Annotated in this window: 21 protein-coding genes; all 21 read right to left on the bottom strand. The window is 46.9% G+C overall.

Annotated elements, in window-relative coordinates:
• Positions 1–84: 84 nt before the first annotated feature.
• The 21 genes from EOO49_RS11360 to EOO49_RS11260 all read right to left on the bottom strand — a co-directional run bounded on the left by EOO49_RS11360 (position 85) and on the right by EOO49_RS11260 (position 18,292).
• Complete coding sequence (locus tag EOO49_RS11360; RefSeq protein WP_290845713.1) at positions 85–2,580, bottom strand: PIG-L family deacetylase; 2,496 nt, start codon at positions 2,578–2,580, stop codon at positions 85–87.
• 96 nt (positions 2,581–2,676) lie between these two features.
• A complete protein-coding gene (locus EOO49_RS11355) occupies positions 2,677–3,147 on the bottom strand; it encodes a hypothetical protein (RefSeq protein ID WP_290845711.1) in 471 nt (156 codons plus the stop codon).
• Positions 3,148–3,623: 476 nt separating this feature from the next.
• Positions 3,624–4,304, bottom strand: coding sequence for a hypothetical protein (locus EOO49_RS11350; protein WP_290845709.1), 681 nt, complete (start codon positions 4,302–4,304; stop codon positions 3,624–3,626).
• 26 nt (positions 4,305–4,330) lie between these two features.
• The gene (locus EOO49_RS11345; protein ID WP_290845708.1) at positions 4,331–4,705 is read right to left on the bottom strand and encodes a hypothetical protein; all 375 of its coding nucleotides are present in this window, start codon (positions 4,703–4,705) and stop codon (positions 4,331–4,333) included.
• 188 nt (positions 4,706–4,893) lie between these two features.
• The gene (locus EOO49_RS11340) at positions 4,894–5,313 is read right to left on the bottom strand and encodes a hypothetical protein (RefSeq protein ID WP_290845707.1); all 420 of its coding nucleotides are present in this window, start codon (positions 5,311–5,313) and stop codon (positions 4,894–4,896) included.
• A gap of 381 nt (positions 5,314–5,694) precedes the next feature.
• The gene (locus tag EOO49_RS11335) at positions 5,695–5,889 is read right to left on the bottom strand and encodes a hypothetical protein (RefSeq protein WP_290845706.1); all 195 of its coding nucleotides are present in this window, start codon (positions 5,887–5,889) and stop codon (positions 5,695–5,697) included.
• A gap of 85 nt (positions 5,890–5,974) precedes the next feature.
• Complete coding sequence (locus EOO49_RS11330; RefSeq protein ID WP_290845705.1) at positions 5,975–7,828, bottom strand: hypothetical protein; 1,854 nt, start codon at positions 7,826–7,828, stop codon at positions 5,975–5,977.
• Between the two features lie 126 nt (positions 7,829–7,954).
• A complete protein-coding gene (locus EOO49_RS11325; protein ID WP_290845703.1) occupies positions 7,955–8,344 on the bottom strand; it encodes a hypothetical protein in 390 nt (129 codons plus the stop codon).
• On the bottom strand, positions 8,331–8,693 hold the full coding sequence (locus EOO49_RS11320; protein ID WP_290845702.1) for a hypothetical protein: 363 nt from the start codon (positions 8,691–8,693) through the stop codon (positions 8,331–8,333). Before EOO49_RS11320 ends, EOO49_RS11325 begins: the two co-directional genes overlap by 14 nt.
• A gap of 18 nt (positions 8,694–8,711) precedes the next feature.
• Complete coding sequence (locus EOO49_RS11315) at positions 8,712–8,975, bottom strand: YtxH domain-containing protein (RefSeq protein ID WP_290845701.1); 264 nt, start codon at positions 8,973–8,975, stop codon at positions 8,712–8,714.
• A gap of 189 nt (positions 8,976–9,164) precedes the next feature.
• Positions 9,165–9,938 (bottom strand): alpha/beta hydrolase, encoded by a 774-nt coding sequence (locus EOO49_RS11310; RefSeq protein WP_290845699.1) that lies wholly within the window; start codon positions 9,936–9,938, stop codon positions 9,165–9,167.
• Between the two features lie 6 nt (positions 9,939–9,944).
• Positions 9,945–10,760, bottom strand: coding sequence for an MlaD family protein (locus EOO49_RS11305; RefSeq protein WP_290845697.1), 816 nt, complete (start codon positions 10,758–10,760; stop codon positions 9,945–9,947).
• On the bottom strand, positions 10,757–11,542 hold the full coding sequence (locus EOO49_RS11300) for an ABC transporter ATP-binding protein (RefSeq protein WP_290845695.1): 786 nt from the start codon (positions 11,540–11,542) through the stop codon (positions 10,757–10,759). Before EOO49_RS11300 ends, EOO49_RS11305 begins: the two co-directional genes overlap by 4 nt.
• Complete coding sequence (locus EOO49_RS11295; RefSeq protein WP_290845693.1) at positions 11,539–12,369, bottom strand: ABC transporter permease; 831 nt, start codon at positions 12,367–12,369, stop codon at positions 11,539–11,541. Before EOO49_RS11295 ends, EOO49_RS11300 begins: the two co-directional genes overlap by 4 nt.
• Positions 12,366–13,553 (bottom strand): AI-2E family transporter, encoded by a 1,188-nt coding sequence (locus EOO49_RS11290; protein WP_290845691.1) that lies wholly within the window; start codon positions 13,551–13,553, stop codon positions 12,366–12,368. The genes EOO49_RS11295 and EOO49_RS11290 overlap by 4 nt, the downstream gene beginning before the upstream one ends.
• Before the next feature lie 164 nt (positions 13,554–13,717).
• Positions 13,718–14,257 carry a mechanosensitive ion channel domain-containing protein gene (locus EOO49_RS11285; RefSeq protein ID WP_290845689.1) on the bottom strand — a complete coding sequence of 180 codons (540 nt, stop codon included), beginning with the start codon at positions 14,255–14,257 and terminating at the stop codon, positions 13,718–13,720.
• Between the two features lie 93 nt (positions 14,258–14,350).
• Positions 14,351–14,935, bottom strand: coding sequence for a Maf family nucleotide pyrophosphatase (locus EOO49_RS11280; RefSeq protein ID WP_290845688.1), 585 nt, complete (start codon positions 14,933–14,935; stop codon positions 14,351–14,353).
• On the bottom strand, positions 14,928–15,848 hold the full coding sequence (locus EOO49_RS11275) for a geranylgeranylglycerol-phosphate geranylgeranyltransferase (RefSeq protein ID WP_290845686.1): 921 nt from the start codon (positions 15,846–15,848) through the stop codon (positions 14,928–14,930). The genes EOO49_RS11280 and EOO49_RS11275 overlap by 8 nt, the downstream gene beginning before the upstream one ends.
• A gap of 128 nt (positions 15,849–15,976) precedes the next feature.
• Positions 15,977–16,495, bottom strand: coding sequence for an HAD family hydrolase (locus EOO49_RS11270; protein WP_290845684.1), 519 nt, complete (start codon positions 16,493–16,495; stop codon positions 15,977–15,979).
• Positions 16,492–17,235, bottom strand: coding sequence for a Rossmann-like and DUF2520 domain-containing protein (locus tag EOO49_RS11265; RefSeq protein WP_290845682.1), 744 nt, complete (start codon positions 17,233–17,235; stop codon positions 16,492–16,494). Before EOO49_RS11265 ends, EOO49_RS11270 begins: the two co-directional genes overlap by 4 nt.
• A 31-nt stretch (positions 17,236–17,266) precedes the next feature.
• Positions 17,267–18,292 carry a carboxypeptidase-like regulatory domain-containing protein gene (locus EOO49_RS11260; protein ID WP_290845680.1) on the bottom strand — a complete coding sequence of 342 codons (1,026 nt, stop codon included), beginning with the start codon at positions 18,290–18,292 and terminating at the stop codon, positions 17,267–17,269.
• Positions 18,293–18,693 lie beyond the last annotated feature (401 nt).

Here is an 18,693-nt window from a genome sequence, read left to right as displayed (position 1 = left end):
GAGCAAAACCCAGGAGTAGCTTTTTTTCCAGCTGCTTGCGTTGCGATCTTTCATCATCAATTATTCATTATTAATTATTAATTGTCAATTATTAATTGAAATCATATTGGCCATGAGTCGGAACGCTCCCGAAACCCCTTCAGGCAATTCGCGGAAAAAACTCAAACCCGTGTAAATGTAGTGACCGTTTCCGTATTTGGCGACCAAAATCGCTCCGTCTTTCGCAGCTTCTCCTTTGTCGTTCGACGAAATCACGGGCGAAAATGCCTTGTCCCAGGTGTTCGGATAATAAAGTCCGCGCTCTTGCGTCCAACCTTCAAAGTCGGTTTTGGTAATTTTGTTCGGATAATTCAAAATGGGACTTTTCGGATCGAGAAAACGCACTTCGGAATCTTCCTCGGTCACGCGATCCCGTGAAAGTTTGAGCGGGAAAGGTGCCATTTCCTTTGAAGTCAGATCGTCCAAAGTGTTGTATTGCACGATCATCGTCTTGCCGGATTTCACGAAATCGAGCAAAGCCGCCTGTTTGAATTCGAGTTCTTTCACGACATTGTAAGCACGGATTCCCGTCATCGCGACATCGAAATCCTTGAGTCTTTCGGCGTTGATTTCCGATGGAGACAGAATCACGACATCGTAGCCCATTTGGCGCAAACTGTTCGGAACTTCGTCTCCGGCGCCCATGATGTAGGCGATTTTTTCCTTTCCGGTCTTGATGTCGAGTCGTATGAATTTGGCCTCGGCGTCCTTGATGACTTGTTGTTTTGAAATGTGCGGATACGAAATTGCGGTGCGTTCCTTGTCGAGTTTTTGAGAATCGACGGTCGCGATACTTTTCACACGGACTTCTTCGGCGTTGACTGACGGCGTGACCTCGAAAGTCACCACGGTCGATTCGGCTTTTCTGGCCAAGTTGAAGGCATTCGAAACAGGACTGATTTTCCAGCCTTTCGGAGCTTCCAAAGCCACATTTCCGCTGACGTTGTTCTTGCCAGATGTAACCTTGACCGAAATTTTCTTGGGTTTTCCGTCGCCGAAAATCGCGACTTTGTCCAAAATCGAAGTCGTCACGGCCGGGACGATATCAAAAGGTTCATAGACTTCGCCTTTCACGTCATCGTTGTATTTGTAAACCACGGTTCGCTCGAACGGGATTGTCGTGTTTCCGATGCCGATGTGGAACGTTACCTTCACTTGTCTGGTAATATCAGGGTTTCCGATGAGTTTCGGATCGTCCACGCGATACATTCCGACGGTTCCTTTTTGCGACAACCAATACGGTTCGGTATAGCTCAAATCTGACGGAAGTTCGAGCGCAGTGTCGAAAGTTTTGTCTTCGTTGGCTTTGAGTTCGGTGACTTGCATCGTGCTCATCGACGACGGAAAACTCGTGATACTGTTGAGTTGCATCGGAATCTGGCTGCGGTTGATGGCTTCGATCTTGAGTTTCACCGACGAATTCGGAGTTGCTTCGGCATCGGCTGAAACGGCCTCGAGATACAATCCGGCGCAAGCGGCAATCACGTTTTTGATTTCTTCGGATTTGAGATTTTTCCAATACTCGTCGTCCAGTTTTTGGATAAGATCGTACGCGCTGGCCAAATCAGGAATGCTCTTCGACGGATCGCGGAAATCGAAATCCTTTTCCACCTTGGCCAAAATTTCCCCAATCGCTTTTCCGCCTTTGACGCGGTTCCAGGACGTGTCGATGCCTTCGAAAATATCGGTTTTCTGCTTCGGACGATCGCCTTTCAGAAACTCAAGAAATTCCGAATCTTCGCCTCGAACGCCCGTGTTTCCGAAACCTTGCGATTTGTGGCTGCTTCGACTCAACGCCGCGATTTCCTGATTCGATTTGCCCAAAGATTTGTAATAGACACCCGTTTCGAGCTGCGTCATGTTGGTCTTGTCGGCCTTGTCGAACTTTTCCTTGCTTCCGTAAAACCACCACGATGTGTTCATGTAAAGGCGTTTGGGTTGCCAGATTTGTGCGAGTTTGAGTTGATTCGGATAAATTTTCGGATTCGCCGCCAAATCGAAAGCTTCGACAGACAACATTGCCGACGAAGTGTGATGGCCGTGCGTGCTTCCCGGCGTGCGGTGGTCGAAACGGTTGATGATGACGTCCGGTCGGAATTTCCGGATCAGGTAGACGACGTCTGACAAAACCGCGTCCTTGTTCCAGATTTTGAGCGTTTCCTCGGGATTTTTCGAATAGCCGAAATCGTTCGCACGAGAGAAAAACTGCTCGCCTGCGTCGATTTTTCTTGCTTCTATCAATTCCTGTGTCCGGATCACACCAAGCAATTCGCGAAGTTCCGGTCCTATCAGATTCTGTCCGCCGTCGCCTCTTGTCAGGGAAAGATAACCTGTCCTGGCTTTTTTCTCGTTGGCAAACCACGAGATCAATCGCGTATTTTCATCATCGGGATGCGCCGCGATGTAAAGCACCGAACCCAAAAAGTTGAGTTTTTGGACATCGGCGAAAATCTCGGCCGAATTCGGTTTTGGCGGTTGGGAAAAACTGGAGTTGAAAGCGAGCAGGCAAACGAGAATTGCCCAAAATAAACGGTTTGGCATGGAAACGTCGTGTGTTTTTTTTGGTAGATTCCAAAAGTACGAAATCAAGGCGACAAAAAAAGACGCTCAAAAGGCGCCTTCGTGTTAATGTGGTTCTTATCTGTGATGTCCGCGTCCGTGTCCGCGGTGCTCTCTGTGTTCTTTGTAATGTCCGCGTCCGTGACCACGACCGTGATGTCTTTCCTTGACGTAAACGGTGCGAACCGGAGCGGCATAACGCGGGCCGCCATATCTCACGCGGTGGGTTTTATAGTATGAATATGGAGCGTGTCCGCGGTAATCGTCCAGGCAAACGGTGCGTCCGTGGTAAAGGTCATATCCGCGATAAGCGACAGGAAGCGATCTCGAACGGATCCATCCGCCATTGTTCATGTAAATGAACTGGGCCGCTGGTCTGTCGTAATACACCTGGATCTCTGGCAGATAATAGAAACGCGCGGCCGGAACCGGAGCGGCGATCCAACCCGGAGCTGGAGCATTGATGTTGACGCTGACCGAAACCTGGGCGAACGATGTGGTTGTCATGGCGAGGAACAATCCGAGGGCGAAGATTTTGAGAGTTTTCATAACGTAACGATTTAGGTTGTTGTTATGTCTGGCTTTCCAACGACCGTGCCAATCTGCCAAAAGCGTCGAATCAATATATAAGTATTTGGTTTTTAATATGTTGCGAAGTGTATTTTAAGGATTTTTATTTGTTCTGATTTGGATTTCGCGAAATTTGGAGTTTATCGGAAGCAAGAATTTAACCATTGAGAACATTAAGTTCATTAAGGCACTTTGCGTTGTCGAACCGAAATTTTTCGGGGGAAATTTTTTAACAGGTAAAAAGTTAAGGTCGTGGCGATGAATTTTTGGTCAGTGGATTCTGGAAGCGAAGCAAAAATAAGTGCATCCGTGGCAAAATAAAGGTGAAGCCACAGACTCGTGCATCGCCTTTTGACATTGGCATGAATTCCAAGGATTTGAGCCACAAATGCACTAATGCGTATCGGCAATTTACAGTTCCGAAATGTTCGAGGCCGTCGGCCAATTATCGGAGATCAGTTCGAAGCAAGCGCCGCCGATTTTAGCTTTTTCTTGATCTTCTTTTTGTGAGCAAGCAATTCTTTCTCGAGATTCGGGATATTGTCGAAATGGCGGAAGCAGAACTTTTTGTCGATAGGCTGACGGCTTCCATTTTTGAGGTTCACCGATGTTTTCAATACAAAACTGCTGTCGTTCAGCACGAAACCGCTTTCCTCGAACTCGGGATTTTTGTCGTCCGAATAACGCATTCGAAGCGAAATGGAAGTTCCGACAATCTCGAAATCACCTGTTTTCCAAAGCGACCATTGTTTTTTCGTCTGTTCCGATGTTAGCAGACATTCGAAGTTCTTGAGCGAGTTTTCGGTTTGGCTTCCGTCAGATGTAAAACACGGCTTCGCATCCTGGGCTTTTGCGTCCGAAAGGCTTGATTGGGCGAAAGCATTTCCTTCGGGCGAAAGCACCAGAGGCAAAAACACTCGTTTGTCCGCGGAAGCGTAATCATCAAAGTCATTTCGGAAACTTTTGTGGGAATCCAGATTTTGGAATCTGTAATAGTAGCCGTCAGTCCTAAGTACCGACGTCACTTTTTTCGCCGGTTCGACCGGATTCGATTTTGAGTTTTGTGCCGCTTCTGCCGTTCGCGCCATGCCACAGGCGGTCAGGGCAAAGCAGCAAAGCAATGCCATTCGTTTCATATTTATTTGGTAGTAGGGTTGGTAATTTAGTGGTTTGAAACAGTCGCCCGCGCGCGTTTCAACGAGCCATAGGGATATTTCTTTTTGTGGGCATTGAAAAACGGCGTGATGTCGTCGTCGTCAAAATCCGTGATTGCGATGCTCACTTTATTGTACAGTCCGTATCCGCGATAGCCGCTCGGAATTTCCTTTTCGCGTTTCCATTCGCCTTTGTCGCGAAAAATGTATAGCTCTTCGGCCTTGTCAAAGTAAGCTTCGAGGTTCGGATAATAGTAATACCTGATTTGGCAATTGGTTTCCGGATCGGCCGGAAGAATTCGCTTCACCGGCGTTTCCTGAGCCAATCCTACGCCCGAAATCGAGAACAAAACAATCAGGAGCAAAGTTTTGAAAATCTTCATAACGAGATCACTTTTTATTTCGTCGATAAAAGTACACTTTAAATCGATTAAATACATAAAAAACCGATGAAATGCATTAATTGATCGATTTCAAAAGTAATTGTCTTACAAATTATACAGTTGTAGGTATAAAAAAACAGGACCATTTCGGATCCTGTTTTTCAAGAGTTTGCAGTTTGCCAATACACTTATTGCATTGCTACGCCTTCTGTTTGTGGTTCTTTGTCTTTCGGCAATCTTTTTGTCGTGTAGTTCGCCGGATATTTTTGGATGTGTTCTTTGATGAGCTCATAAGGTTCGTCTCCAGTATAATCTGTCAACGGGATTCGTTTGTTGTTCGAGAGCGAATAACCGCGCAACGCATTTGGCAATTTTGAGCTTTCGATCCAGTCGTTTCCGTTTCTGGTATATAGGTAAGTGGAAGTTTCTCTGTCGAAATAAGCCTGAAGGTTCGGATAGTAAAAATAACGCACGTTCAAAAGGTCGTCATTGCCCATCGCAGCCGATAATTCTTTGGCGGTTTCGGCATTCGTGTTATAAGAATCCTGTGCTTTTGCGGTTGCTGAAAAAAGCATTAAACTAAGTGAAAGGTAAAGTATCGTTTTCATGGCAGTAAGTATTTCTTGATTTCTACATTACAAAGTAACGACGGATGCAAGCCTGATTTTTTACACGGTTATACTGCGGATTTATACGGTTATCAGGGTTTTTCCACAAGGTTATATCTTATGGTTTGAGGGTTACAGTTAAACCATTTTTTGGGATTTGGGTTTTTGGTTTTGGGTTTTCGGATTTTCGGATTTGGATTGTTGGAATTTGGGATTTGGTTTTTCCGACAAGTTGTCGGTTACGGGTAGCAAGGAGTTTGCAACTCCGCGCAGTGTGTGACCGAGTCTGTGACTCGGAAAAAAACTCAGGGCTTCAAACTCAGGTACTCAAAAAAAAAGCCCCCGGAAACCGAGAGCTCTAGAAGTCAAAAGCGGAAAAGATCAAGCCGCGTCTTTCGTCTGTTTCACAAGCCCGATGCCCGACACGAAAAAAATCAATCCAAGTACGCCGTAAATGGCCAAGGCTTTGATGTCGCGCATTTTTCCTTCGGTGTTCATGAACACGTAAGCCGCGTAAATGAGTCCGATAATTCCCAATATGGTCAAAAGTGTCCCGAATATTCTCTTTAGGTTCATGGCTAAGTGTTTTATTGGCATAAAATTCCGATAAAGCTGCCGCAGATGCATTATACCATTTTTCGAACGGTTTACAGGATTGCGATCATTCGTATAAAACCGTCCTTGGTTTGGCCAATTCGAAATCCATTAAACCGAAATCTTCTGTATTGAAGGAATTTGTCTTGAAAACGCCACCGTCATCGTCCGGTCGCGTCGGGAAGTAAGAAAACGAGATCTGGAACGAACTGAAAACCAAAAAGTCGTTACTGATGATAAATCCTGCGCCAATTTGCGAATAAGCCCGGCTTTTGCTGAAACCGTTCGGTCCGTCGCCCAACATTCCTATACTGTAGGACACATAAGGGTTGAAACGGAAACCCCAAACGTCCCAAGGCGCATAAGATTGGGTTTGGGCGGTCACCAACCATTTTTTGGTTCCGTAAAGCGTTCGGCTGTCGAGGCCTTGAATACCGCGTTGTCCTTTCAAGGTCATCATGTCGCCCCAAGAAGGTTCGCGATCGTTGCCGATGACAAGGCTTCCTTTTATGAACTGTCGGAATTTCCACTTTCCGGTTTCATACAAAGGCGTAAAATAGTTCGACTGGAGCGAAAGCGCGCTTTGTTCGAATTCCTCGTTCCTCAAATAGGTGCCGTATTCCAGATTTGCCGCCAGATATCCCCAATTGTAGTATTTTCCGGATGTAATTCTCGCGCCGACGTACGTGCGCCATCTTTGGTGCTTTTTCTGCATGCCGCCCGTGATCCCAAAAGCTTTCCCGACCGGAACGTCCTCGATGATTCCGTAATTGAACAAATACCGATCCTGGACAAACTGGCGCGAACTGATCCCGATTCCAATTAGGTAGTTGCGTTCGGTCGCATAGAAATTGATGGAATCGTACTGGATCGTGGGCGATTCGACGAAATTAAGTTTGTAGTAACGGGCCGCGGTAATCAAACGCGTGGTTTGTTCGTCTTCCGATTCGCCTTTGAAAATCCGGATGGCGTGGCCTGCCCAAATATCGGTGGCATTCGACTTGAAATTCTGCCATTCGAAAACATTGTTCGCATTGGGCAAAGTGTCGGTGCGGAATCTTTGGTCAAAAAAGACACCGCCGGCCCAACGTGCGAAAGGCGAGAAGAAAGGCCGTTCGACGTTGACGCTTTTGACGTAATTGTTCCTGAGGTCAAGTTGATAGACCAAGGTAGTCCGAACAAAAGTGTTCATCACGTTCGGGATGATGTATTTCGCGGCATAAGCATCGTCGCCGTCTCGCAAATCTCTTTGGTAGCGCTGTTCCACCTGGTGTCCGAGGCCAAGGAAATTGCGTTCGGTAAGTTCGTAATTGGTTCTCGAAGTGGAAGCCGAAAAATCGGGGATCAAGGACCAGGAATCGAGCTCGCGGATTTCGATATCGACCGAATCCTTGAAAGGCGTCGCAACGGGAGTAATCTGGACGCGTCTCACATAGCGTTGCGTCCGGATCAGACGTTCGGATTCCTTGACCAAAAGCGAATCGAGCGGTCGGTTTCTTTTGATCAGGATCAGGTTCAGGATCGTAAGCCGTTTTGATTTCAGATGCAGCCGATTTCCCAATTGTGCGACAGACTTTTGAGGTTTGGCCGCCGTATCCGATTCGGAATAACCGAAAGGATCGAGCGTGATGACATCGATTTTCCGGACGATTTTCCCTTGGTAATCCTTGAATCTTCGTGTCTGCGCGCGTTTTCTGGCCTTGATGTTCTTTGGCGTCAGCGGCTCGAAGATGAGTCCGTGCATGAATGACGTCCACTTGCGCTTTTTGGAATAGGTTTCTATTTTCCGATACATTGCCGCCGAATCTTTCACGACGATCACAGAATCGCGCTTGGCCTTCGCATCTGTATTTTGTCCAACAGCCGACGAGCACCAAAAAATGGCGAGCAAAAAAACACAACTCGAAAGATGGCGCGGCATTTGGCGTAAGTTATATCTGATAAAATAGGAAATCCGAAGAAACAACTAAAAATAAGCATTCACAAACGGAATTTCCTTATTGTTATTTGTCTGTCCGGACTTTTAGTGAAGAATTCAATTTGGCCGTCACTTGCCGATTTTCATTTTCTTGAGCGTCTTGGACAACCACGAAGCGCCTTTTTCCTGGATGGCTCCAGTTCCTTTGTAAGCTAAACTCGTAGCGCCGGTCTGCGCAAGCGTTCCTACGACTTTCCGGACGATTCCACCCGAATTGCCCACAACGAGCTTCCGCGTTACGAATCCTGTAGCCAAACTCAACAATCCTTTCAACGCACCAGATTTTACGTCGGGCGAACGGAAAAGATCCATAACGCCTTCTTTCGCCCACGCTATCGGATTGAGATTTTTTCTCGTGTGATCCCATTGCGTCTGCAAAGCCAAACCTTCGGAGCGTCTTTGATGCTTGAGTTCGAGAATCGCTTCCTGAAGCTCTTTGTCGTTTCTAATTTGGCGCATGTTTTTTCTCTTTAAAGATTTGGTTGACGATGTAGTTGTTGAAGAAAACCTCGAGGATCGACCTTCTGAAAAGTACCATCAGAATAGCCAGGAATGCATAAGCTCCGGCCACGGCAAAGAATCCGTAATAGACCTTTCCCAGTACTTCGCCCAGCCAAAAAGCCGTTCCTATCGAAAGGATGATCAAGAGAAAAGTCAATGTGATTATGATGATCAATCCTGAAGCTACCGACGAAAAGATGTCGGTGACTTTGTCGATGGCCTTTAACCGATAGAGCTGAATATTCGTTTTGGCGAATTGTTCGGCCCGATCCATCAGGTCTTTTAACATTTGTATTTTCTCTTTCATCTTTGGTGTTTTTAAGGGTTAGACAGTGGTGCTGATGTTGTCGGCAATTTCCTGTCCTTCTTCGTAAAGGTTTTCGCCTTTGCGTTGCACGTTGTCGAGTTTTGACGTGATCGAGTCTATAGCTCCGTTGTATTTGGACTTGAAATCGTCCAGATAGCCGTTTCCTTTGTCGGCGATTTTCTTGCGTGTGTTCGTTCCTTTATCTGGTGCGAACAAAACGCCCAAAGCTGTTCCAATTGCCAAACCTGCAACTGCTCCTAAAATGACTTTTCCTGTGCTCATGATGTTTGTTTTAAAGTTGATACTGTGCTTTCTTACAAAGTTGCGTTTTGAAACGCTCGAATGCGTTACAGGACTTGTTGGCGGTGTTGTAAGATTTTTATAAAGTTGGCAGTGCCTGAGTAGAAAGTGCCTGAGTTCTCCGAGTCACAGACTCGTTCACACGCCTCGCGAAGTTGCAAACTTCGCGCCCTAACCCCTCAAAAACCCACAAACAAACCCACCAACAACCTCAAAATCCTCCGTATGAGCCTCATGTCCAACAAAAGGAACATTGGCAAAATGTCCCTTCCTCAACAGTTGTAGCAACCCAAAAGTAGATTCAAGATCGACCAAATGATCCTTATCACCTCGAACGACCAAAACCGGGCAATCGATCTTGACGACATTCTCATTCGGATGCCCGGAAATCGAATCGTCCAGCCACATGGCAACAGAAGCCGCCGTCAAAGCATTGAAATCTGGCTCAGGGTTCAGGTTTTGGTAAAGTTCAAAAGTCTCCGGAAACTTGGTTTTCCAACTTTCGGCCGTCACGCTCCCGAGTAATTCCTTGGTCTTGTAAAGATATTTGTAGTGCCAACTGGAGCCAATCACGACGAGTTTGTCGATTTTGTTATCGGGATTCGAGGCAATTCGCAAGGCCGTGATTCCGCCATCGGAAAAACCGATGAGGATTGGGCGTTTGAGCTCGAGCCGGTCGATGATCCGCAAAACATCCTCTTCGAGAATTCTATAACTGAGCCCGAAATTACCCATAGTCGATTTCCCGTGTCCGCGACTGTCGATCCCGATCAGGCGGAAATTCGGGTCGAGTAGTGGAAGCAAGGCGTTGAAATCCTCGATGGTTCCCATGCCACCGTGCAGGAATACGATCGGTCGTTTGTTCTTATCGCCAATATCCTCGACGTAAATCCTTGCGGAATCGATCTCGAAATACTTCCCGGATTTATGGTCGAAAGCAGGCATCCGAAATTATTTTTTAGCTTCTTTCTCGGCTTTTCTCTCGGCTTCCTTTTTGCGCTTTTCTTCCTCTTTCTTGCGTTTTTCGGCTTCTTCCTTGGCCTTTTCGAGTCTTTCTTCCCGGGCTTCTTTTTCCTTTTCGGCCTTTTCTTTCTTGGCTTTTTCCTGTTTTTTGAAGTAACCTCTAAGCAGGAAATTATCCTTGGCCGCGTCCATGTTCTGGTCGAGTTTTTTGGTACTCGTCTTGAGGTTGACGATTGTTTTGTCGATATTGTCGGCCATTGTCGTATCGCGGATCAGGCGGCCAAGCGTACCTTGACCTTTGTTGATGTTTTCGAGCATCGTCGAGATTTCTCCCGTGGCAACGGCGGCGTTGTCGGCCGTTACTGACAAACTCGCAATGATCGCATCGGTTTCCGTAGGTTCGGATGAGGCGATGACCGCGCCTTCTTTCACCGTAGGCTGACTCGGATTTCCGCTCGAAAGTACGACCACGCGATCGCCGATGATTCCTTCCGATCCAATCGCGGCCTGAGAATCTTTTCGGATAAATTTCTGTACATCGCTCTTGATCAGCATGTCGACGCGAACCGTCGTGTCGTTCATGATCACGATATTGTCGACCGTTCCGACGTTGATTCCTGAAAAACGAACCGTATTTCCAACCTGCAATCCGCTGACATTCTTGAAATTAGTCGACAGTTGGAAAACCGGATCGAACAGGTTTTTCTGTTTTCCGATAAAGAAAATGGCGAGGAAAAAAATAAGGATTCCCACCGATATGAATAGTCCCAGACGGACCTTGAAGTTGTTGCTTTTCTCGTTCATGACTTTTGTTTTTTCTTTTGAAGTTGGCTAGGGCTATAAAAAAATGAGGAAACGAACTCGTCGTCATCGTCGACAAATTCCTCGAGTGTTCCGGTTTTGTAAACGGTTCCGTCCTTGAGCATCACGATTCTGTCGGCTACCGTTTTGGCGCATTCGATGTCGTGCGTGATGATGATGGACGAAGTTTTGAGTTTGGTCTGCAATTCGAGGATCAACTGTGAAATTTCGTCAGATGTGATCGGATCCAAACCAGTCGTGGGCTCGTCGTAAAGGATGATTTTCGGGTCGACGATGATCGTTCTGGCCAAACCGACGCGTTTTCGCATACCTCCCGAAAGTTCCGAAGGCATTTTGTCGATCGCCTCGGGCAAACTCACGTTGTCAAGCGCTTCCTTGACTTTTTGGTCGATTTCTTCTTCGGACAATTCTTTTTTGATCCGTCGCAGCGGAAATTCGAGGTTTTCACGCACCGTCATCGAATCGTACAACGCGCCGCTCTGGAACAAAAATCCGATGTCTTTCCTATTCTCGTCCAATTCCTTTTTCGACATGGACGTGATTTCGTTTCCGAACACTTTCACGCTTCCGGAATCGGGGCGAAGCAGTCCGACGATACATTTTATAGTGACAGATTTTCCCGTTCCCGATTTTCCCAGCACGACGAGATTTTCCTGTTTTTTCAAGTCCAGATCGAGGCCTTTCAGAATTTCGTTCTTTCCGAAACTGATGTGCATGTCCTTGATCTCGACTACATTTTCGCTATTGGTTTCTTTCTCGCTCATCTCAACAAATCGGTTATCTGTACGGCCACGAGGTCGACAAGGATTACTAAAAAGGATGCTGTCACGACGGCAGAATTCGCGGCAATCCCGACTGATTCCGTGCCTCGGCCGGCGTTGAAGCCTTTATAGCATCCGACAAGGCCAATGACGATCCCAAAGAAATACGACTTGATGACCGCCGGAATGAAATCGAAGAAACTCACCGATGCGAACGCCTGGTTCAAAAACAACACGAAACTGACCGAACCTTTGATGTTAGCACCAGCCCAACTTCCCAGAAAACCGAGTGCATCGGCATAAAGCGCCAAAAGCGGAATCATGAAGGTGGCGGCTAAAACGCGGGGAACGATGAGGTATTTGACGGGATTGGTCGACGAAACTTCCATGGCGTCTATCTGTTCGGTGACGCGCATGGAGCCCAATTCGGCTCCCATGCTTGATCCGATTTTACCTGCGCAGATCAGGGCTGTGATAACCGGACCCATTTCTCTTATCAGCGAGACGGCGACCATTCCCGGAAGCATCGATTCTGCGCCGAATCCGACCAGGACCGGACGCGACTGTATCGTCAGCACCAATCCGATGATCAATCCGGTAACCGAAATGAGCATGAACGACTTGTTCCCGATCTGGAAACACTGCTTGAGAAATTCCTTGAACTCGAATTCTCTCGAGAACGTATTTTTGAATACGCGCACCAGGAACAGCGAGACTTCGGAGACATTTACCAGGAACTTTCGTATGAACGCGCCTTGCTCCATCGTCGAATCGTGTACGTCGACCGATCGCTTGGCGGCATAATTCCTAAAACTTTTTACGGCTTTCATTGATTTGTGTTGGTTTCGGTGAAAATAGGTTTGGGTTTTTTGCTCGAATCTATGGCGGCAGTCGCTTCCATCGTATCGGAATCGTAACCATACCGCGGAAGCCGCAGCTTGTGCCACGAATACGTCTTGGGCAAATCGTCCCCGAAGAGATAGCCCCAAGGTTCAAGCGGTTTGATCCGATCGAAAATCACTTTGAGGATCGCGATCAACGGAATGGCCAGGAACATCCCTGAAATGCCACCAATGGCGCCTCCGATAATAATTCCGACAATGGAAATAAAAGCGTTGATCTCGACCTTCGAACTCACGATGAGCGGCACGAGCAAATTGTTGTCGAGCAATTGGACGACCACGTTTATTACGACGACGCCAAGTACGAGCGAGAAATCTGTATTTGTAGTAATTGACGCGACCACGGCCAAAACGCCTGCGATCGTGATTCCTATATATGGGATGAGATTCAGTAGGCCGGCAAGAATTCCCAGCAGAATCGCATATTCAAGACCTATTATCATGTAACCGCCGGCTGTCAGCACGGAAACCAAGACCATCTCGATCATGAGTCCGACGATATAACTCTGCACGGAAACTTTTACCCTTGCCAAGATATCCTCAAGCACATCGCGCTTGTCATTCGGAACCAATTTGGCCAGAAAGCGAAGAAAATGCGTTCTGTACAAAAGGAATAAAAACGTGTATACGGGAATAAGGATAAGGTTCAAAACCATGTCGCTGAAAGACATCAAAGTGTTGCCTACAAGCTCTTTTCCGGTGCTAATCGAATCTTTCGTGGCATCGTTCAGCATTTTCTTTTGCTCGTTCATGCTCAGGTTGAAAGTCTCGTGCAGGTAACCCTGAAGATTGTTCAGGTGAACAACGCAATTACTTTTGATTTTGTCCCAATCGTTGGCGATGTCCGCAATCTGGTAGGAAAGCAGGATAAAAATCGCAAGAATGAGCACGACCATCAGCACGACAGATGTCATTGTAGCGATAACATGCGGAAACTTGAGCCGATGCGAAAAAAAGCGGGACACAGGTCGCAAAAGTATCGCGAAAAGCATCGCCAGCAATATCGGCATGATGATGTCCTGCGCAATGTAGGCCAGGCCCAAAAGCAGTGTGACGCACAAAAGCGTGTACGCAAGTTTTGCGTTGAAAGGAAGTTGGGTAATGTTTGCCATGATTTGGAAGCAATCCGTTTTAATTCTGGTCGGATGTGCGGTTTACATGGCTAAATTGGATATTTTAACAAAGGGATTCGTTATAATTTCCTAGACAAAGCTTACAGGATTTTCACAAGTGTTTAATGTTATGTTGACATTTTGTAAACACCGTATTGAACCTTTTAATCCGTAAATTCTTGTGGCTCAGGCCAATTTCGGATAATCGAGATGCCTTTCTGCAGCAAAAGATTATTCGGATAAGTGATGATTTCGCCGTCCTTGGTCTTCAATAAGGTGTGAAAAGTCCGGATGTCCTCGATTTCGCCTTCGATCGGAAAATCCTTGTCGTGAATCTTGATCACGTCGCCAATCTTGAACGGAAAACTGAAAAGGATGATGATGCCCGAGGTAATGTTGCTCAAGATCGACCATTGCGCGAACAACGCCACGCCAATCACGGTAATCACCGCCGATAAAGTCGTGATGATATTATCGGTTTCAACGCCCCAAATCACGATCGTCGCGGCAATGGCAATCACGGTAAGCAAAACGCTGATGTATTTCACCACGAGATTCGAGCGCTGATGCAGTACTTCGCTGATCACCGAATAGCGCTTCACGGCTTTCACGCTGATGAATCGCAAGAACATGACCACGACAAGCAGCACAATCGAGTTTACGATTTCGCGTGAATATTGGTTGATGAATACGAAGTAGTCCATTTTTGTGAGGTTGATAGTTGGAGTAGCAGTAGCAGAAGCAGAAGCAGTGGCAGTGGCAGTTGCAGAAACAGTATCAGTTGCGGACGCTGTTCGTTAAACCAGACTGTGTAAGTATTTATAAAATTTTTCGGTTGGCAATCCTACTACGTTTGTATACGAACCTTCGATTTTCGAAATCACGGTCAAGCCGAGCCAATCCTGGATTCCGTACGCGCCGGCCTTGTCGAACGGTTTGCAGGTTTCCAGATAATAGTGGATCGCTTCGTCGCTCATATCGGCGAAAGTCACTTTGGTCACTTCGTGGAAAACGGTCGTGGCTTCGGTCGTTTTGAGACAGATCGAAGTGAATACTTCGTGCGTGCTGCTGGCCATTTTCCGAAGCATTTTTACCGCGTCGTCATAATCTTTCGGTTTGCCGAGCGCTTGTCCTTGGTGCCAGACGATCGTGTCGCTTGTCACCAAGATGTCGTTTTCAAGAAGTTCGTCATCGAAAGCCGTCGATTTTAACACTGCGAGATAATCGGTGATTTCGTGGGCCTTCAATTCTGGCGGATAGATTTCCTCGATTTCCTTCAATCGGATCTCGAAATCCAGATCCAGATCGCGTAGAAATTGCTGACGTCGTGGCGATCCCGACGCCAAAATGAGGTTCTTGTGTTTGAGTTTGTCCTTAAGCACGATGGTTCATGTTGAAAGTGAGTATTGCAATGGAAAGTATTCCGAAGAAAATTACGACTTTGAGCATCAAACTCATGGCCGAAAATTCCTTTTGTTTCTTGCCCGACCAAATCTTGATCGAGAAGAACAACAACGGACTCATCAGGAAAACGAGCGCATACAAAGTCACATAAGTCAAATCGAACAGGTATTCGTAAATGTACCAGGCGAGCAATACCGTGGCAAGAATTCCTAAAACCGATGTGACTTTTGCCGTTCTGGAAACGCCAAGCGCGATAGGAAGCGTATTCATGCCTTGGTTGTAATCGCCGTTCACGTCCTCAAGATCTTTCACGATTTCCCGGATGAGGTTTATCAGACAGGTAAAAATCGAGTAATCGAGCAAAATCCGGAGCACGATCTCAGTCATGTCGCGGTCGTTGAAAGGCATCGTCGGAATCAGGTCGTAAATTCCCACGACAAGCACACTGAATCCCGTCAGCAAAGCGATCGCGATGTTTCCGGCCAGCAAAGTACGCTTGAGGAAATTCGCATAAGCATACAAAACGACGCCCGCGAGAATGAAAGCCGTGGCCAATCCCCATTTGTCGACTTCGTAAGCCAGATAATAGCCAAGAAGCACACCTGAAATCGTGAGTCCGATGTAGAGGTTGTAAGCCGCGGCTTCCGAAACGCCTTTTCCCACGACGACTTGTTCGGGTTTGTTTTCGAGGTCTGTGGCTACGTCCATGATGTTGTTGATCACGTAACCGCCGGCCGCCACCAGAACGGTCGCTAAAACCAGAAGGCAGGCGTTCAGGTCAGAAAGTGCCAGCCCGAGGTTTTGCTGGCGCAGGAAACCGAAGTGCACGGTGAGTTGCATCAAGGCGAGCAGCAGCAGGTTTTGGACTCGGATTAGTTTTAGGTATTTCATTTTTTGGTTTTCGGGTTATTGGTTTTGGGATTCGGGGCGCGAAGTTTTTAACTTCGCGAAACGCGTGGCCGAGTCTGTGACTCGGAAAAAAACTCAGGCACTTCGCACTCAGGCACTCAGGAACTTAATTAGGCACTCTCAGTCATCCACTTTCCCTGAACGCGCAAAACCTGCTCGATCACATCGCGAACCGCACCACGTCCGCCATTCCTGTGCGAAACATATTTGGCCACAGACTTGATCTCGGGCGCGGCATCCAAAGGACAAGTGGGCAACCCGACGCGTTGCATCACATAATAATCAGGAAGATCATCGCCCATATACAACACTTGTTCGGGCGCGATATTGTACAATTCCACATATTCCTCGAACGTCTCGACTTTGTCGTAAATGCCAAGATGAATGTCGGTCAAGCCAAGATTTTTGAGTCTGACTCTCACGCCCTCGTTCTTGCCACGGGAGATCACGCACACATGGAATCCGGCTTTCAAGGCGAGTTCCATCGCATAACCGTCGCGAATGTACATGGTTCGCAGCAATTCACCTTCAGAAGTCACGTGCACCGAACAATCGGTTAAAACGCCGTCGACGTCGAAAATAAAAGTCGTGATGGCATTCATGACTTCTTTGTAGCTTATTTCACTCATTTTTGTATCGAAGAGGTAAGGAGTTCGTAAATGTTTTTCTGATTGGCATCCGACAGTAAAGCAAGATGCGACTCGATCGTGTTCTGGTCATGTCTGATGGCCGGGCCGGTCTGCGCTTTTTCGGGAGAAAGCGATTTGATTTTGTCGGCGGTTTCGAGGATCAAAGGTTTGAGTATCTCGAACGGCATGTCGTGTTCCCGGCAAATATCGCTTCCGATTTTGTACATGTGGTTGGCGAAATTGCTGACGAATACCGCCGAGACGTGAAGCGCTTTCCGTTGTCTGGAATCGATCAGGAAGACGCTTTGGGAAATGGCGTGCGCGACACTTTCCAAAAGCGCGAGATCGTCGGCGTTTTCGGCCTCCACGCAAATCGGGACATTTTTGAACTCGACATTTTTCGATTTGGAAAACGTTTGGAGCGGATAAAAAATGCCCTTGCGATTATTGCGGTCCAAAACGTCCATGCCCAAACTTCCGGCCGTGTGGACGACGAGTCTATCGGCGAATGCCAAACTTTTGGAAACATCGGCAACGGCCTTATCGGAAACCGAAATAACGTAAATATCGGCTTCAAGCAAATCGTCCAGATCGCTGATTATCTTGTCGGAAAACGAGAAATCGCCTGAGTTCCCGCTTCTCGAGAAAACCTGTACGAGCTCGGTCTTTTCGTTGTTTTGGAATGCCGATGCCAAGTGCTGGCCGACATTCCCGAATCCGATGACGCTGATTTTTATCATGGCGCTAAGGTAGTAAAATCGCGGGTTTTGCTCAAGGCAGATAATCCATCGGAAGCAAATCGCCTGCTCGCTGTTTTGAAATTTCTCCCGAAAAAATGATAGCCATTGGAACATCGGTATTCCCGAAATCGTCCATGTTGAACGAATCGGTTAGAAACTGCACGCCAGATTGCCGTTCTTTTTTGTAAAGAATCCCGAATTTGGCGTGATAAGGAATTTCGTTGAGCGTGAGCGCGGCCTTTTTGTAATTTTTCTTTATCGCGACGTGGAACATGCCATTTCGGTTGGAAACGGTGAAATGCTCGTTGGGATTCGTCGGAAAACCTTCGTCATACAAGACAAAACCTTCGTAACTCCATTTTTGGTCGATGAGGTTCTTGAGAAATTCGGTTCCAGATCCACGATAAGCATCGCTTCGTCTCGAAACGAACTTTTTCTTTGCATCCGGCATTTCGTGGAAAACCGTCGAAACCGCGTAACTGCTTTGGTTGGTGAATTCCGTATTCACGGTTTTTTTCGCGAACACGACGCTGAATTCCCTAAGGTCGATCTCGATCTCGTATCCCAAGTAAGGGTTTTGGACTTTTAGCGGTTTGTCGGCAAAAGCCTTGAGCGTATTGGTTTTGTAGTCGTAAAGGAAGTCGATATCGTCCTCGTTGAAAATTTTGCACGAACGCCCGGCTTTGGTCTTGCCCAGAAATTCCTCGCGGAAAGCCTTGAGTTTCGACTTTCGGCTAAAACCGTCATTGCCGATCACGACTTCTTTGAGCATCGAGGCTTTCGGTTGCATGTGCACTTCATATTTCGGCTTCTCGAAAGGATTTTCAACCGACAGGATTTCGTATCCGATAAAAGAAAAGACCAGATTGGTGTTGATGCGTTTGGCCACGGAAAGCGAGAATTTCCCGTTTTCGTCAGTAAGCGTGCCAACCGAAGTTCCGTCGAGGTAAACCGAAACGCCCGGAAGCGGCAGTTTGGTCTCGTCGAAAACCGTTCCCGAAATGGTTTGTGCGTTGCCGCTAAAAATCGCAAGCAGTAAAAGAAGAAAAAGTTTCAAAATAGGCGGTCGTTATGGCTGCAAGATAAGAATTCCGAAGCTTTTGCAGTCGATTCGCAAATGCTGGCGCGAACTTTTCAAAAGACGAGAGAGATTAAAATTTTGGAACCATTAAATTCATTAAGAACAGTAAGGGGCTTTGATCTTTGCCGAACTGAGATCGATTTCAGAAAATTCTTAGCCAGTAGTAAGGTGAGAAAAGTCAAGAAATCGCCAAGTTTTCGGTTCATTCGTGTGATCCCAAAAGCGGAGCGAAAATCGATGTGATCGGTGAAAGTCTGTGCATGCAAGGCAAAAATACTTGACCACAAATGCACGAATTATGTGACGGACGCGATAAGAAATTCGCTAATTCGCGGCATAAATCTGAAAACCTACAAGGTTGAAAAACCTTGCAGGTT

Origin of the sequence: Flavobacterium sp., assembly GCF_004295795.1 — a bacterium.
Lineage (GTDB): Bacteria > Bacteroidota > Bacteroidia > Flavobacteriales > Flavobacteriaceae > Flavobacterium.
This window is presented reverse-complemented; position numbering and strand designations above follow the sequence as displayed.

Excerpts from the sequence above, each read along its gene's own strand:
- EOO49_RS11360 (WP_290845713.1), bottom strand. The coding sequence starts at position 2,580 with ATGCCAAACCGTTTATTTTGGGCAATTCTCGTTTGCCTGCTCGCTTTC.
- EOO49_RS11355 (WP_290845711.1), bottom strand. The coding sequence starts at position 3,147 with ATGAAAACTCTCAAAATCTTCGCCCTCGGATTGTTCCTCGCCATGACA.
- EOO49_RS11350 (WP_290845709.1), bottom strand. The coding sequence starts at position 4,304 with ATGAAACGAATGGCATTGCTTTGCTGCTTTGCCCTGACCGCCTGTGGC.
- EOO49_RS11345 (WP_290845708.1), bottom strand. The coding sequence starts at position 4,705 with ATGAAGATTTTCAAAACTTTGCTCCTGATTGTTTTGTTCTCGATTTCG.
- EOO49_RS11340 (WP_290845707.1), bottom strand. The coding sequence starts at position 5,313 with ATGAAAACGATACTTTACCTTTCACTTAGTTTAATGCTTTTTTCAGCA.
- EOO49_RS11335 (WP_290845706.1), bottom strand. The coding sequence starts at position 5,889 with ATGAACCTAAAGAGAATATTCGGGACACTTTTGACCATATTGGGAATT.
- EOO49_RS11330 (WP_290845705.1), bottom strand. The coding sequence starts at position 7,828 with ATGCCGCGCCATCTTTCGAGTTGTGTTTTTTTGCTCGCCATTTTTTGG.
- EOO49_RS11325 (WP_290845703.1), bottom strand. The coding sequence starts at position 8,344 with ATGCGCCAAATTAGAAACGACAAAGAGCTTCAGGAAGCGATTCTCGAA.
- EOO49_RS11320 (WP_290845702.1), bottom strand. The coding sequence starts at position 8,693 with ATGAAAGAGAAAATACAAATGTTAAAAGACCTGATGGATCGGGCCGAA.
- EOO49_RS11315 (WP_290845701.1), bottom strand. The coding sequence starts at position 8,975 with ATGAGCACAGGAAAAGTCATTTTAGGAGCAGTTGCAGGTTTGGCAATT.
- EOO49_RS11310 (WP_290845699.1), bottom strand. The coding sequence starts at position 9,938 with ATGCCTGCTTTCGACCATAAATCCGGGAAGTATTTCGAGATCGATTCC.
- EOO49_RS11305 (WP_290845697.1), bottom strand. The coding sequence starts at position 10,760 with ATGAACGAGAAAAGCAACAACTTCAAGGTCCGTCTGGGACTATTCATA.
- EOO49_RS11300 (WP_290845695.1), bottom strand. The coding sequence starts at position 11,542 with ATGAGCGAGAAAGAAACCAATAGCGAAAATGTAGTCGAGATCAAGGAC.
- EOO49_RS11295 (WP_290845693.1), bottom strand. The coding sequence starts at position 12,369 with ATGAAAGCCGTAAAAAGTTTTAGGAATTATGCCGCCAAGCGATCGGTC.
- EOO49_RS11290 (WP_290845691.1), bottom strand. The coding sequence starts at position 13,553 with ATGGCAAACATTACCCAACTTCCTTTCAACGCAAAACTTGCGTACACG.
- EOO49_RS11285 (WP_290845689.1), bottom strand. The coding sequence starts at position 14,257 with ATGGACTACTTCGTATTCATCAACCAATATTCACGCGAAATCGTAAAC.
- EOO49_RS11275 (WP_290845686.1), bottom strand. The coding sequence starts at position 15,848 with ATGAAATACCTAAAACTAATCCGAGTCCAAAACCTGCTGCTGCTCGCC.
- EOO49_RS11270 (WP_290845684.1), bottom strand. The coding sequence starts at position 16,495 with ATGAGTGAAATAAGCTACAAAGAAGTCATGAATGCCATCACGACTTTT.
- EOO49_RS11265 (WP_290845682.1), bottom strand. The coding sequence starts at position 17,235 with ATGATAAAAATCAGCGTCATCGGATTCGGGAATGTCGGCCAGCACTTG.